General features: G+C 68.4%; 11 protein-coding genes. 1 reads left to right on the top strand and 10 read right to left on the bottom strand.

What is annotated here, in order from left to right:
* Positions 1–10 precede the first annotated feature (10 nt).
* The 5 genes from MYA_RS06180 to MYA_RS06160 all read right to left on the bottom strand — a co-directional run bounded on the left by MYA_RS06180 (position 11) and on the right by MYA_RS06160 (position 4,609).
* Entirely contained in the window at positions 11–1,333 is a 1,323-nt protein-coding gene (locus MYA_RS06180; protein ID WP_046428215.1) for a FecR family protein, read from the bottom strand.
* 35 nt (positions 1,334–1,368) lie between these two features.
* Positions 1,369–2,073, bottom strand: a complete 705-nt coding sequence (locus MYA_RS06175) for a response regulator transcription factor (protein ID WP_011884479.1) — start codon at positions 2,071–2,073, stop codon at positions 1,369–1,371.
* Positions 2,074–2,352: 279 nt separating this feature from the next.
* A complete protein-coding gene (locus MYA_RS06170; protein ID WP_045579221.1) occupies positions 2,353–2,745 on the bottom strand; it encodes a hypothetical protein in 393 nt (130 codons plus the stop codon).
* Positions 2,746–2,960: 215 nt separating this feature from the next.
* The gene (locus MYA_RS06165) at positions 2,961–3,188 is read right to left on the bottom strand and encodes a sulfurtransferase TusA family protein (protein ID WP_006753156.1); all 228 of its coding nucleotides are present in this window, start codon (positions 3,186–3,188) and stop codon (positions 2,961–2,963) included.
* Between the two features lie 485 nt (positions 3,189–3,673).
* Positions 3,674–4,609: a LysR family transcriptional regulator gene (locus MYA_RS06160; protein WP_011884472.1), complete on the bottom strand. Its 936-nt coding sequence runs from the start codon at positions 4,607–4,609 to the stop codon at positions 3,674–3,676.
* A 107-nt stretch (positions 4,610–4,716) separates the two neighbouring features.
* Between MYA_RS06160 and MYA_RS06155 the strand changes: the two genes are divergently transcribed.
* On the top strand, positions 4,717–6,237 hold the full coding sequence (locus MYA_RS06155; RefSeq protein ID WP_011884470.1) for a CoA-acylating methylmalonate-semialdehyde dehydrogenase: 1,521 nt from the start codon (positions 4,717–4,719) through the stop codon (positions 6,235–6,237).
* 64 nt (positions 6,238–6,301) lie between these two features.
* Here MYA_RS06155 and MYA_RS06150 read toward each other — a convergent pair whose 3' ends face one another.
* The 5 genes from MYA_RS06150 to MYA_RS06130 form a co-directional block, all read right to left on the bottom strand.
* Positions 6,302–7,186, bottom strand: coding sequence for a MurR/RpiR family transcriptional regulator (locus tag MYA_RS06150; protein ID WP_014722874.1), 885 nt, complete (start codon positions 7,184–7,186; stop codon positions 6,302–6,304).
* Between the two features lie 255 nt (positions 7,187–7,441).
* Positions 7,442–8,614, bottom strand: a complete 1,173-nt coding sequence (locus MYA_RS06145; RefSeq protein WP_014722873.1) for a Gfo/Idh/MocA family protein — start codon at positions 8,612–8,614, stop codon at positions 7,442–7,444.
* Positions 8,615–8,765: 151 nt separating this feature from the next.
* Positions 8,766–9,779 carry a Gfo/Idh/MocA family protein gene (locus MYA_RS06140; RefSeq protein ID WP_011884463.1) on the bottom strand — a complete coding sequence of 338 codons (1,014 nt, stop codon included), beginning with the start codon at positions 9,777–9,779 and terminating at the stop codon, positions 8,766–8,768.
* A gap of 128 nt (positions 9,780–9,907) precedes the next feature.
* Positions 9,908–10,933, bottom strand: a complete 1,026-nt coding sequence (locus MYA_RS06135; RefSeq protein ID WP_014722872.1) for an ABC transporter permease — start codon at positions 10,931–10,933, stop codon at positions 9,908–9,910.
* Between the two features lie 27 nt (positions 10,934–10,960).
* Positions 10,961–12,535, bottom strand: a complete 1,575-nt coding sequence (locus tag MYA_RS06130; protein ID WP_014722871.1) for a sugar ABC transporter ATP-binding protein — start codon at positions 12,533–12,535, stop codon at positions 10,961–10,963.
* Positions 12,536–12,578: the final 43 nt, after the last annotated feature.

The raw sequence follows: 12,578 nt of genomic DNA, 5'->3' as shown, positions 1-12,578 counted from the left end.
GCGCTGCGGATCAGCGCGACAAGGTGAACGCGCTGACCGGACTGGTCTTCTGATAGAACTTGCCGCCGTCGAACGCCTCGACCGTCACCGCCCAGTAGTAGTCGCCGGGCGGCAGGTGCTCGACGTTGATTCGACGCGCCTGCAGGCCCATCTCGTCGACCACGGGTGCGCTCAGATCCTTCGAGCGCGACAGCACGAAGCGATAGCGCGCGTCGTCGCCCGAGCCGTCGGCCGCCCAGCGGAACTCATACCCGCTCGGGCCGGGCGACGCGCTCGCGTCGAGCCCCATCCGGCGCCGCTCGAACGCGTAGATGTGCGGCGTGCCTTCGAGGCCGTTGTCGTCGATCGCGGCGACGCGCACGAAGTACGTGCCGTTCGGCACCTCACGGAACACCGCGCGCGTCGAGACGGTGCGCGTTTCGCTGAACAGGTCGAGCATCCCCGCGTCGCGCCCGAGCTGCAGGTGATACGCGTTCGCATGCTCGAGCGGGACGACGTCGAACGCGATGTCCGGCTCGTCCTGCACCTTGTCCGGATGGGCGAGCGCCGGCGCCGGCAGCAGCGGGATCGGCGCGCCGACCGTGCCTGACGACGTCGCGACGCTGCCGAAGTCGGCATGCACGAGCGTGGCGTCGGCCAGTTGCTGCTTGCCCGCGACGCCGACCGTGCCGTCGAGCACTTCGACGCGCGTGGCCGCATTGCCGTCGGCGTCGTAGTTCACGCGAAAGCGCGTCCCGCGCACGCCGGCCACCACCGACGGCGAACGGATCTGGAAGCGGTCGTCGCGTTTCTTCAGATGCGTGACCTCGCTGTCCACCTCGCCGCGCGTGAGTTCGAACACGCGATCGAGCATGCCCGTCAGCACGGTGCGACGCAGCGTCTTCAACTCGAGCTGGCTGTCGGGCGGCAGGCTCATGTGCGTGCCGTCCGCGAGTTCGAGCGTCACGAAGCCGTTGGCGCCGGTGCGCACGCGCTCGCCCTCGGCGAGCGTCGTGTTGTTCGCCAGCGGCGCATACGCGCCGCCGGACCAGCGCTGCGCGCTGCCCTGCACCGCCACGATGCGCGCGGTCAGCTTTTCCTTGCGCAGCCGCACGACCGGCAGCTTCAGCGCGGTGCCCGGCTGCAGATGCTTCGGTGCCGGCACGCGGTTGATCCGTTGCAGCAGTTGCCAGTCGTCCGGCCCTTGCAGGTAACGCGCGGCGACGTCGTAGAGCGTGTCGCCGGCTTGCGTGCGGTAGACGACCGTCTTGCCCGTCGCGGTGCTCGGCTGCGCGGCAGCCTGGTGCGCGGCGACGGCGAACGCGAGCGCACCGGCGACGCGCAATGCGGTCATGCGCCCGCTCGCGGGGCGCTGCGGGATGCGCGCGATCACTCCGGTTCTCCGTGACCGACGCGTTCGAGCCGGTAGCCGTAGCCGTAAATCGGCGCGAGCCGGTAGCCGTTTTCCGGTCGCAGGCCGAGCTTCGTGCGCAGCATCGAGATGTGGGTGTCCATCGTACGCGACGGAATGTCGGTCGCCTGCTTCCAGACGAGATCGAGAATGTGCGCGCGCGACAGCGGCCGGTCGAGGTGCTGGAACAGCAGCAGCGCCAGCTCGAACTCCTTCTGCGTGAGGCTCACGGGCTTGTCGCCCGCGTAGGCCTGCTTCAGGTTCACGTCGAAGCGGAACTGGTCGAATTCGCGTATGGCCGCCTCGGCATTGACCGGATACGCGCGGCGCAGCAGCGAGCCGATGCGCGCGCGCAGGATCGGGCCCGACACGGGCTTGACCACGTAATCGTCGGCGCCCGCGTTGAGAATTTGCGTGATGCCGGCTTCGTCGTCGCGGCTCGTCATGAAGATGATCGGCAGCGTGTGCTCGGTCTGATTCTCGCGCACCCACTTGAGCACTTCCTCACCCGACATGTCCGGCACGTTCCAGTCGAGCACGAGCAGATCGAACGTCTCTCGCTGCAGACGCTTCTTCAGAGCCTTGCCTTCCTTGAACGCGTAGCACGTGTGGCCGGCGGCCGTCAGCGTTTGACTGACAAAATCCGTCTGGGCCGGATCGTCATCCAGTACAGCAATTCTCATAACACCCCGCAAATCCAAATCGGTTCGTCCAGCCCGGCTCTGCACGTTCAGCCCGCCGCGTAGCACACGCGACTTCGGACTCCGGCCGGCGAACCGCCGTTGACCGCCCGCGCAACGCGCGAGACGCGTCGCCTTGCCCGCCATCTCGAAAATGGGGCGCGGACCAATCGGCGATTTCGTCATAGTAGTACGAAATCTGCCGGGAAATTGCGCGGCCCACGGCCCATTATTCGAATAATCGTTCTGCGCGCCCGCTCGCGCAATCAGTCGGTGAACCGGCTAATCGGCGCCCGCCATGTGGGCGGCCGGCGCGGCTGGCGCGCCCGGCGCCGGCTCCTGCAGCATCCGTTGCAGCTGCGCGCGCACGCGCTCCCAAGCCGTCGATGCATAGTCGGGCTGCCCCGCTGCCCACGCGTGCGCGAGCTCGAACACGCGTTCGATCGTCGCGCCGCAATACGTTGCGCCCGTGTGATCGCCGCGTGCGGCGTCGCGTAGTTGTTGGTCGAGCGATTCGGCAAGCCATGGCATCTCGGCTGCGGCCGAATCGGCATACGCCTCCAGCGCGGCACGCGCGTGGCGATCCCGGCGCGGGTCGAGCTCGATCCGGCTCGACTCCGGCGCGCTGCGTTCCGAACCGGATGGACTGCGAATGGCCCCTGGTCTGAAGGACATGTCCTTTCCCCGTTGGTACGACGGTCGCGTCGGGCATGGCCCCCGTGCCTGCCTCGTATGACGTACCGCGGCCGGTGCATCGGTCCGAGACGGACGACCGGCCGCGCCAGTATACGCAGACGGCCGCGGGACGAGGTTTAAGAATTGTCAGAGACGGCGAGATGCGGGCGCATCGCCCGCCCCGGATGCCGTGAGAGGCGCGTGATGTGCGGCCGTCAACGGCGGCGCATCAGGAACACGAAAGTCTTGTCCTGCGTCGTCACTTCGACGATCTCGTTGCCGGTCTGCTTCGCAAACGCGGCGAAATCGCGCTGCGAGCCCGGGTCGGTGGCGAGCACCTTGAGGATCTGCCCGCTTTCCATATCGGCGAGCGCTTTCTTCGCGCGCAGGATCGGCAACGGGCAGTTGAGCCCGCGCGCGTCCACTTCCTTGTGAATCTGCATCGGCTGTCGACCTTCGAATGACGCGCCACACGGGCGCGGGAGGAAGCGGCGATTTTACCGCAGCGCGCGTGTGGGCGCCTGCGGGGGGCGGCAATGGGCGCTCGCGCGGTGTGGGGGTGATGGGGGTTTGGCGGGTGGCTGTCGAGGGTCTTGTCGGTCGGTGGTCGATTGGCCGTCGAATGCACGTCGGTTGGCCGTTGGCTGGTGGTTGGCTGGTGGTTGGCTGGTGGTTGGCTGGTGGTTGGCTGGTGGTCGGCTGGTCGTCGGCTGGTCGTCGGTTGGTCGTCGGTTGGTCGTCGGTTGGTCGTCGGTTGGTCGTCGGTTGGTCGTCGGCTGGTCGTCGGTTGGTCGTCGGTTGGTCGTCGGTTGGTCGTCGGTTGGTCGTCGGTTGGTCGTCGGTTGGTCGTCGGTTGGTCGTCGGTTGGTCGTCGGTATGCCGCCGAATGCTCACCGGCTGCCCGGCGACGGCCCGACCCGATCGCCCCTCAAGCGCCGCCGAATCCGCCCGCGAGCCGCTCGCGCAGGTGCCGCACCAGCGCGCGCACCGCGCTCGGCACGACCGCGCTGTACGGCCGGATCGCGAAGATGTGGTCGCCGAACGCGCCCGACGGCCGCCAGCCGTCGAGCAGCGCGACGAGCCGGCCGGCGTCGAGGTCGCGCTGCGCGCTGAAATCCGGCAGCAGCGCGATGCCGAGGCCGCCGAGCGCCGCCTCGCGCATCGCCTCGCTGTTGTTCGCCGCGAAACTGCCGCGCACCGGCACGCTCACGCGCTGCCGACGCCGGCCGTGCGGCTCGAAGCTCCACGCGGCCGGCTCGTTGTCGCGCAGGTAGCACAGGCAGCTGTGGTCGACCAGTTCGGACGGATGGCGCGGCGCGCCGCGCGCATCGAGGTAGTCGCGGCTCGCGACCAGCAGCGAGCGCGTGTCGCACAGCTTCCACGCCACGTGCGTCTGCGGCGCGGTCGTGGTGTGGCGGATCGCGAGGTCGAAGCCCTCCTGCGTCAGCGAATGCAGCCGGTCGGACAGGTCGAGCTCGATCTGCACGCCCGGATGCTGCCGCAGAAAATCGGGCAGGTGCGGCACGACCTGCTGACGCCCGAGCGCGACCGGCGCAGTCACGCGCAGCAGGCCGCGCGGCTCGCCGGCCAGCTCCTTCACGCGCGCGAAGTGCTGGCCGATCGATTCGAACGCGTCGCGCGTGCTGTCGACCAGCGTCTGCCCGGCGTCGGTGAGCCGCACGCTGCGCGTCGTGCGCCGCACGAGCGGCACGCCGGCCGCCTTCTCGAGATCGGCGATGCGCTGGCTCATCGCGGCCTTGCTGATGCCGAGCCGCTGCGCGGCGGCCGTGAAACTGCCGGCCGCGGCCAGCACCGTCAACGAATGGATATGCGGCCAGAGCGCCTGAACATTTTGCTGATTCATCCGCCGATTATTCAGAATTCTGAACAGTGAATCAAGTTTCGCGGCCTTCTCCCGCCCCGCCGCTTTGCCTAGACTAGCCGTCGTACCCCCATCCCCCAGGAGACACGATGAACCCGGTTCCCGCCTACACGTCCGACGCCGACGTCGGCCACTACCTCGACGGCGCGCCCGTCGCCGGCCGCAGCGGCCGCTTCCAGGACGTCCTCAATCCGGCGCTCGGCCGCGCCGTGCGCCGCGTCGCGCTCGCCGACGGCGACGAAGTGCAGCGCGCCGTCGCGTCGGCCCACGCCGCGTTCCCGGAGTGGGCCGCGACGCCGCCGATCCGCCGCGCGCGCGTGCTGCATCGCTTCCTGCAGCTGATGAACGAGCACCGCGACACGCTCGCGGCGATCATCACGGCCGAGCACGGCAAGGTGTTCTCCGATGCGCAGGGCGAAGTCGCGCGCGGCATCGACATCATCGAATTCGCCTGCGGCGTGCCGCAGTTGCTCAAGGGCGACTTCACCGACCAGGTCAGCACCGGCATCGACAACTGGACGATGCGCCAGCCGCTCGGCGTGGTCGCCGGCATCACGCCGTTCAACTTCCCGTGCATGGTGCCGTGCTGGATGTTCCCGGTCGCGCTCGCGACGGGCAACACGTTCGTGCTGAAGCCGAGCGAACGCGATCCGTCGGCCGCGCTGTTCATGGCCGACCTGCTCACCCAGGCCGGCCTGCCCGCCGGCGTGTTCAACGTCGTGCAGGGCGACAAGGGCGCGGTCGACGCGCTGCTCGATCATCCGGACGTGCAGGCCGTCAGCTTCGTCGGCTCGACGCCGATCGCGGCCTACGTGCAGCAGCGCGCGGTGCAGTCGGGCAAGCGCGTGCAGGCGCTCGGCGGCGCGAAGAACCATCTCGTCGTGATGCCCGATGCGAACCTCGAGCAGGCCGTCGACGCGCTGATCGGCGCCGCCTACGGCTCGGCCGGCGAACGCTGCATGGCGATCAGCATCGCGGTGCTGGTCGGCGACGTGGCCGACCGGATCGTGCCGGCCGTCGCGGAGCGGGCGCGCAAGCTCGTGATCGGCGACGGCATGTCGCCCGAAGTCGAGATGGGCCCGATCGTCACCGGCGAAGCGCTCAAGCGCATCGAAGGCTACATCGAGCAAGGCGTCAGCGAAGGCGCGCAACTGGTGGTCGACGGCCGCGGGCTGCGCGTGCCGGGCCGCGAGCAAGGCTTCTTCACCGGCGGCACGCTGTTTGATCACGTGACGCCCGACATGCGCATCTACAAGGAAGAGATCTTCGGGCCGGTGCTCGGCTGCGTGCGCGTGAAGGACTTCGGCGCGGCGGTCGACCTGATCAACGCGCACGAATTCGGCAACGGCGTCGCATGCTTCACGAGCGACGGCGGCATCGCGCGCGAATTCGCGCGGCGCATCCAGGTCGGCATGGTCGGCATCAACGTGCCGATTCCAGTGCCGATGGCGTGGCACGGCTTCGGCGGCTGGAAGAAGAGCCTGTTCGGCGACATGCATGCTTATGGCGAAGAAGGCGTGCGCTTCTATACGCGCCAGAAGTCGGTGATGCAGCGCTGGGCGTCGAGCATCGGCAAGGGCGCCGAATTCGCGATGCCGACCGCGAAGTAAGCCGGCCGGTGCGCCCTCCGCCGCTGCGTCCGGCGGACGGCGCGCGGCGCACCGGCAGTCGGACTCAACCGGCCTTCGTGCCGTGCGCGCCGTCGGCGGTCGGCCGGTACGACAGCTCGAGCCGGTACGCGAGCGCGACGAACAGGCTCTGGGCGAGGCCCATCGTCGCGGTCAGCGCGCGAAAGCCGAACGTCGCGCTGTCCTGCACCATCAGCGTGACCTCGGCGTCGCGCGCGAGCGGGCTCATCCGGCTGTCGGTGATCGCGATCACGCGCGCGCCGCGCTGGACGGCCTCCTGGGCGACTTGCACCGTCTCCTCCGCATACGGCATGAACGAGATCACGATCATCACGTCGCCTTCGCGCACCGAGCGGATCTGGCCGAGATGCATGCTGCCGAGCGCGCTGAACAGCCCGATGCGCTTGTCGGTGTGCTGCAGCGCGTAGTCGAGATAGACGGCGATCGGAAACGCGCGGCGCGAGCCGGCGATCCAGATCGCCTGCGTGTCGGCGAGCAGCTCGACGGCCTGCGCGAGCGCCTGCGGATCGAGCGTCTGCCGCAGCTGCTGCATCCCGGCAATGCTGCCCTTGATGAACTCGTCGGCGATCTGCTCGGGCTGCAGGCTCGACGAGCCCGATTCGATCACGTCGCGCACGCGCAGGTTGTACGCGCGGCCCGGCGCGATCTGCTGCGCGAGCCCCTCGCGAAACAGCCGCTGCATCTCGGAGAAGCCGGAGAAGCCGAAGTGCTTCGCGAAGCGCACGACGGCCGACGGCTGCACGCCGCACGCCTGCGCAAGCGACTGGATGCCTTCGAGCCCAAGCTGGTCCCGATGCGTTTCCACATGACGCGCGATCGCCTTCAGGCGATTGCTGAGGCCGTCGTATTCCTGCGTCAGATGCTGCATGAACTGCTCGACGGTGGCGGGAGGTTTCTCGGATGAAGTCATCGGATGGCGCGAAGTTGACGGCCCCGATGCGCGGCTTGCGCACGCGGCCCGGGGCTTCACTGAATACCTGCATGAAGGGCGAATTTAATCACGTTTGCGGCACGGGCCGCGCCGCACGCCCGCTCCCACGCGCTCGATCGTCTGCTGCCTGCGACCGGCGGCGTCGTTCGAAACGATTGTCCAACGCCAGCGCCAGCGCGTAAAGATCGGGGCGTTTACCGACCTGCCGCCTGCACGGACAGCACAAGCCCCCGCTCAACGATAGTCGACCCACACGCCGCCCGCGTCGGCGGAGCGCACGCAGTTCTCGACCCACCGCACGCCTTCGACGCCCGCATGGACGTCCGGAAAACGAATCTGCCGCAACGTCTGCGCATCGCCGCGATCGGTCGCGTCCATCCCGAGCGCGAAACGCGCATACAGGTTCGACCACGCATCGAACAGCCCTTCGGGGTGCCCGGCGCCGATGCGGTCTTCGCGTAACGCGTGCGGATGCAGATAGCCCATTGCACGATCGAGCAGCTGCGCCGGCTGCCCCTGGACTTCATAGCGCAACTGGTTCGGATGCTCGTCCCACCATTCGACGCTCGCCTTCGAGCCGATCACGCGCACCTTCTGCCCGTGCATCGAGCCCGCGTTCACCGCGCTCGACCACACGTAGCCGATCGCGCCGGTGTCGTACTCCATGAGTGTGAACGCGTTGTCCTCGAGCGGCGCGCGGCTCTTCACGAAGCTCTGCCGCGAACACATCAGCCGGCGAATCTTCAGCTCAGGCGCCATCACTTCGGACAGGTACAGCGGATGCGTGCCGATGTCGCCGAGCACGTAGCTCGGCCCGGCGAACTTCGGGTTGACGCGCCAGCGCGCGGCCGCGCTCGCCGCTTCGACGCCGTCGCTGTGAAAGCCGTGCGCGAACTGCATCTGCACGATGCGGATCTCGCCGAGATCGCCGCGCGCAATCATCTCGCGCGCCTGCTCGATCATCTGGTAGCCGGCATAGCCGTACGCGACGCCGACGATCCGGTTGCGCTCGACCGACAGCCGCTGCAGCGCCTGCGCCTCGTCGGTCGTGAAGCACAGCGGCTTCTCGCAGACCACGTGCAGCCCCGCGTTCAGCGCGGCCCGGCAGATCTCGAAGTGCGTGTTGTTCGGCGTCGCGATCGACACCGCGCGGATGCCGTCGGCGCGCTGCGCTTCCGCGTCGAACATCGTCCGGTAGTCCGGATAGCAGCGCTCGGCCGCGACGCCGAGCTTCACGCCGAACTGCCGGCCGCGTGCCGCGTCGAGATCGAATGCGCCCGCAACCAGTTGAAAGCTGCCGTCGCGCAGCGCCGCCGACCGGTGGCTATAGCCGATCTGGCTGCCGAGCCCGCCGCCGACCATGCCCCAGCGGATCGAATGGCCGAGCACAAGCTGTCCGTCGATCATGATTGTCGTGTTCCTGTTCGTGTTCTTGTGCTGAAGCGCGGTGAGCCGGGCGCGACACTGCGGGCGCGAGTCGCTCGCGTCAACGTCTGCATCGACATCGACGCAGCGGCAGCACGCCGCTCACTCCGTCACGCCCGCGCCGCCCCACCGCTCAGCCGCGATAAAACGCCGGCCGCTCGGCCATCGCGATCGGCTCGACCGCCGCGCTGCGTTGCGCGCGCACGCACGCATCGGCCGCGACCGCGGCCGCGTAGCCGTCCCACGCGGACGGCCCCGTGAGCGCGCCTGCGCGCACGCCGTCGATGAACGCCTGCAGCTCGACGTCGTATGACGCGATGAAGCGCTCCTTCCAGTCGGTCATGATCTCGACCGACTGCCGCGCCGCATGCTTGAGCCCGACGGCCGGCGGATCGGGCAGCTTCGCGATGCCGTTTTCGCCGACCACCTCGCACTGGATGTCGTAGCCGTACTGGCAGTTCACGAAGATCTCGACGTCGATGCGCACGCCGCTCACGGTTTCGAGCAGCACGATCTGCGGATCGGCGAGATGCGCGCTCGCGTGACGCGTCTTCTTCGGGTAGACGACCTGCGCGCTCGCGTAGTCCTCGCCGAGCAGCCAGCGCAGCACGTCGAGTTCGTGGATCAGCGTGTCGGTGATCGCCATGTCGGTGGTATAGCGCTCGCCGACCGACTGGTTGCGATGCGCGCAATGCAGCATCAGCGGCGCGCCGATCTCGCCGCTGTCGATCACGCGCTTGAGCGCGCGATAGCCTTCGTCGTAAGGCCGCATGAAGCCGACCTGCACGAGCCGCTTGCCGTGCGCGACTTCGGCTTCGACGATGCGCATGCAGCCGTCGGCCGTCACCGCGAGCGGCTTCTCGCAGAACACCGGCTTGCCGTGCGCGATCGCGTCGAGCACGAACGCCTCGTGCGTCGGCCCCCACGACGTGACGAGCAGCGCCTGCACGTCCGCGGCCGCGACGACGTCGTGACCGTCGCCGTAGATCTCCGCGTCGAGCCCGTACTTCGTCACGGCGTCGCGCGCCTGTTGCGGGTCGATGTCGTTGACGGCAACCACGCGCGCGCCGGACAGCGTGCGCGTGAGCCGGCGGATATGGTCCTGGCCGATCGCGCCGCAGCCGATCACGCCGATTTGCAAGGTCATCCTGTTATCTCCGGTCTATCGTTGTTCAACGGCGCGGCCCGTGCCGCGCCGGTTCGATCGTCGATCTGCGCGCCGCGCCGAAGCCGTTGCGCGGCGCGCCGCACGCATGCGGCCTCGCATGCCGCCGTTCAGCGGCGCGACTTCTTGTTGCGATACTGGTCGGCGATCACGGCCGCGACGATGATCGCCCCCTTCACCATCTCCTGGTAGTACGCGTCGATGCGGATGAACGTGAAGCCCGACGTCATCACGCCGAGGATCAGCACGCCGATCACGGTGCCCGTCACGCGGCCGAGGCCGCCCGACAGCGACGTGCCGCCGATCACGACGGCCGCGATCGCGTCCAGCTCGTACATCACGCCCATGCCCGACTGCCCGGAGATCGCCCGCGCGGCCGTCACCGTACCGGCGATGCCGCTCAGCAGCCCCGCGATCGCATAGACGAACACCAGATGGCGCGTCACGTTGATGCCCGACACGACGGCCGCGTGGCGGTTCGCGCCGATCGCATACGTGTACTTGCCGAAGCGCGTGTAGCGCAGCACGACGTGGAAGATCGCGGCCACCACGACGAAGATGATCACCGGGTTCGCGCCCGCGCCGATCGCCGCGAACTGGTCGGTCAGCATCGACACGGGCATCCCGTTGGTGAACCACTTCGCGAAGCCGCGCGCGGCGACCATCGTGCCGAGCGTCGCGATGAACGGCGGGATGCCGGTCAGCGCGATCAGCGAGCCGTTCAGCAGGCCGACCAGCAGCCCCACGCACACGCCGGCGAGCACCGGCCAGATGATCGGCAGGTCGGTGAGGTGCGGGAACACGGCGCGCGGAAAGTCCGACACCTGCGCGAGGCTCGCCGACACGACGGCCGCCGCGGCGACCACCGAGCCCGACGACAGGTCGATCCCGCTCGTGATGATCACGAGGTTCACGCCGACCGCGATGATGCCGATCACGGCCATCTGCAGCACGATGATCTCGAGCCGCTCGGCGTTGAACAGGAAGCTCTGGCCGACGACGAGCCAGCCGATCACCTCGAAGAACAGGCTGATGCCCACCAGCACCAGGAAGATGCTCAGCTCGGGCGGCCACTTCGCGTGCCGCGTCTTGATCGTCATGGACTGCGCGTCCGCGACCGGATTCAGGTTGCCCATCTGTTTGTCTCCATGCTTGGTTGCAGGTCAGCGCGACGCGAGGTCCATGATGCGGACCTGGTCGGCGTCCTTGCGTTCGACGATGCCGGTCATCCGGCCTTCGTGCATCACCATCACGCGATCGCTCATGCCGAGCACCTCCGGCATTTCCGACGAGATCATCAGCACGGCGACGCCCTTCGCGGCGAGCGCGCTGACGAGCCGGTGAATCTCGGCCTTCGCGCCGACGTCGATGCCGCGCGTCGGCTCGTCGAGGATCAGGATGCGCGGCTGCGTCAACAGCCAGCGGCCGATCAGCACCTTCTGCTGGTTGCCGCCCGACAGGTTCTGGATCTCCTCGTGCAGCCCCGGCGCCTTCACGCGCAGCATCCGGCTCATTGCCTCGCAATCGCGCCGCAGTTGCGCCTGCTGCACGAAATTGAACTTCACGTAGCGGTTGCTGAGCACCGCCGCCTCCATGTTCGCGAGCAGGTCGAGATTGAGGAAGCAGCCGCTGTCCTTGCGATCCTCGGTGAGAAACGCCATGCCGTGCTTCATCGCCTGCGCGGGCGTCGCGATGCGCACCGGCTTGCCGTCGATCAGGATCTCGCCGGAGGTCGCCGGCACGACGCCGAACAGCGCCTCGGCGACGTTCGAGCGGCCCGAGCCGACCAGCCCCGCGACGCCGAGAATCTCGCCCGCGCGCAGCTCGAAGCTGACGTCGCCGAACACGCCGTCGACGCCGAGGTTCTTCACCGCGAGCACGACGTCGCCGATCGGCACCGTCTCCTTCGGAAACATCTGCGTGATCTCGCGGCCGACCATCATCCTGATGATGTCGTCGCGCGTGACGTCGCTCGACGCGTGCGTGCCGATGTAGCGGCCGTCGCGGAACACCGAGAACTCGTCGGCGATCTCGAACAGCTCGTTCATCTTGTGCGTGATGTAGACGATGCCCTTGCCCTGCTCGCGCAGCTGCCGAATGATCCGGAACAGGTGTGTGACCTCCTTGTCGGTCAGCGCGGAGGTCGGCTCGTCCATGATCAGCACGTCCGAGTCGAACGATACGGCCTTCGCGATCTCCACCATCTGCCGGCTCGCGACGGTCAGCGTGCGCACGTCGGCTTCCGGGTCGATGTCGATCGACAGCCGCTCGAACAGCGCGGCCGTGCGGCGGCGCAGCTCCGCGTGATCGATCAGGCCGAAGCGGTTCTTCGGTTCACGGCGGATCCAGATGTTCTCCGCGACCGTCATGTACGGCATCAGGTTCAGTTCCTGATGGATCATCGCGATGCCGCGCTCGAGCGCATCGAGCGGCCCGTTCAGCACGACCGGCTCGCCGTCGATCAGGATCTCGCCGCGGTCGGGCGTGTAGACGCCGGCGATGATCTTCATCAGCGTCGACTTGCCCGCGCCGTTCTCGCCCATCAGCGCATGCACGGTGCCGCGCCGCACGCGGAACTGCACGCCGTCGAGCGCGACGACGCCGGGAAAGGACTTGCCGACGCCGCGCACTTCGAGCAGGCAGTCGGACGCGGCCGCAACGGGCCCGGCCGATGCGGGCGCCGACGCGGCCGGCGCGCTTTCGCTGGCCATCGAGCGCGCCATCCTGGCAGTAAACATGGACGTTCCTCGCAAGTCGCACGCGCGCCCGGACCGGCCGGGC

Source organism: Burkholderia sp. KJ006 (assembly GCF_000262695.1).
GTDB classification, from domain to species: Bacteria; Pseudomonadota; Gammaproteobacteria; order Burkholderiales; family Burkholderiaceae; genus Burkholderia; species Burkholderia vietnamiensis.
The sequence above is the reverse complement of the archived record's forward strand: the minus strand, read 5'-3'. Positions and strand labels throughout refer to the sequence as shown.

Coding starts and splice junctions, on each gene's coding strand:
- MYA_RS06180 (WP_046428215.1), bottom strand. CDS start 1,333: ATGACCGCATTGCGCGTCGCCGGTGCGCTCGCGTTCGCCGTCGCCGCG.
- MYA_RS06175 (WP_011884479.1), bottom strand. CDS start 2,073: ATGAGAATTGCTGTACTGGATGACGATCCGGCCCAGACGGATTTTGTC.
- MYA_RS06170 (WP_045579221.1), bottom strand. CDS start 2,745: ATGTCCTTCAGACCAGGGGCCATTCGCAGTCCATCCGGTTCGGAACGC.
- MYA_RS06165 (WP_006753156.1), bottom strand. CDS start 3,188: ATGCAGATTCACAAGGAAGTGGACGCGCGCGGGCTCAACTGCCCGTTG.
- MYA_RS06160 (WP_011884472.1), bottom strand. CDS start 4,609: ATGAATCAGCAAAATGTTCAGGCGCTCTGGCCGCATATCCATTCGTTG.
- MYA_RS06155 (WP_011884470.1), top strand. CDS start 4,717: ATGAACCCGGTTCCCGCCTACACGTCCGACGCCGACGTCGGCCACTAC.
- MYA_RS06150 (WP_014722874.1), bottom strand. CDS start 7,186: ATGACTTCATCCGAGAAACCTCCCGCCACCGTCGAGCAGTTCATGCAG.
- MYA_RS06145 (WP_014722873.1), bottom strand. CDS start 8,614: ATGATCGACGGACAGCTTGTGCTCGGCCATTCGATCCGCTGGGGCATG.
- MYA_RS06140 (WP_011884463.1), bottom strand. CDS start 9,779: ATGACCTTGCAAATCGGCGTGATCGGCTGCGGCGCGATCGGCCAGGAC.
- MYA_RS06135 (WP_014722872.1), bottom strand. CDS start 10,933: ATGGGCAACCTGAATCCGGTCGCGGACGCGCAGTCCATGACGATCAAG.
- MYA_RS06130 (WP_014722871.1), bottom strand. CDS start 12,535: ATGTTTACTGCCAGGATGGCGCGCTCGATGGCCAGCGAAAGCGCGCCG.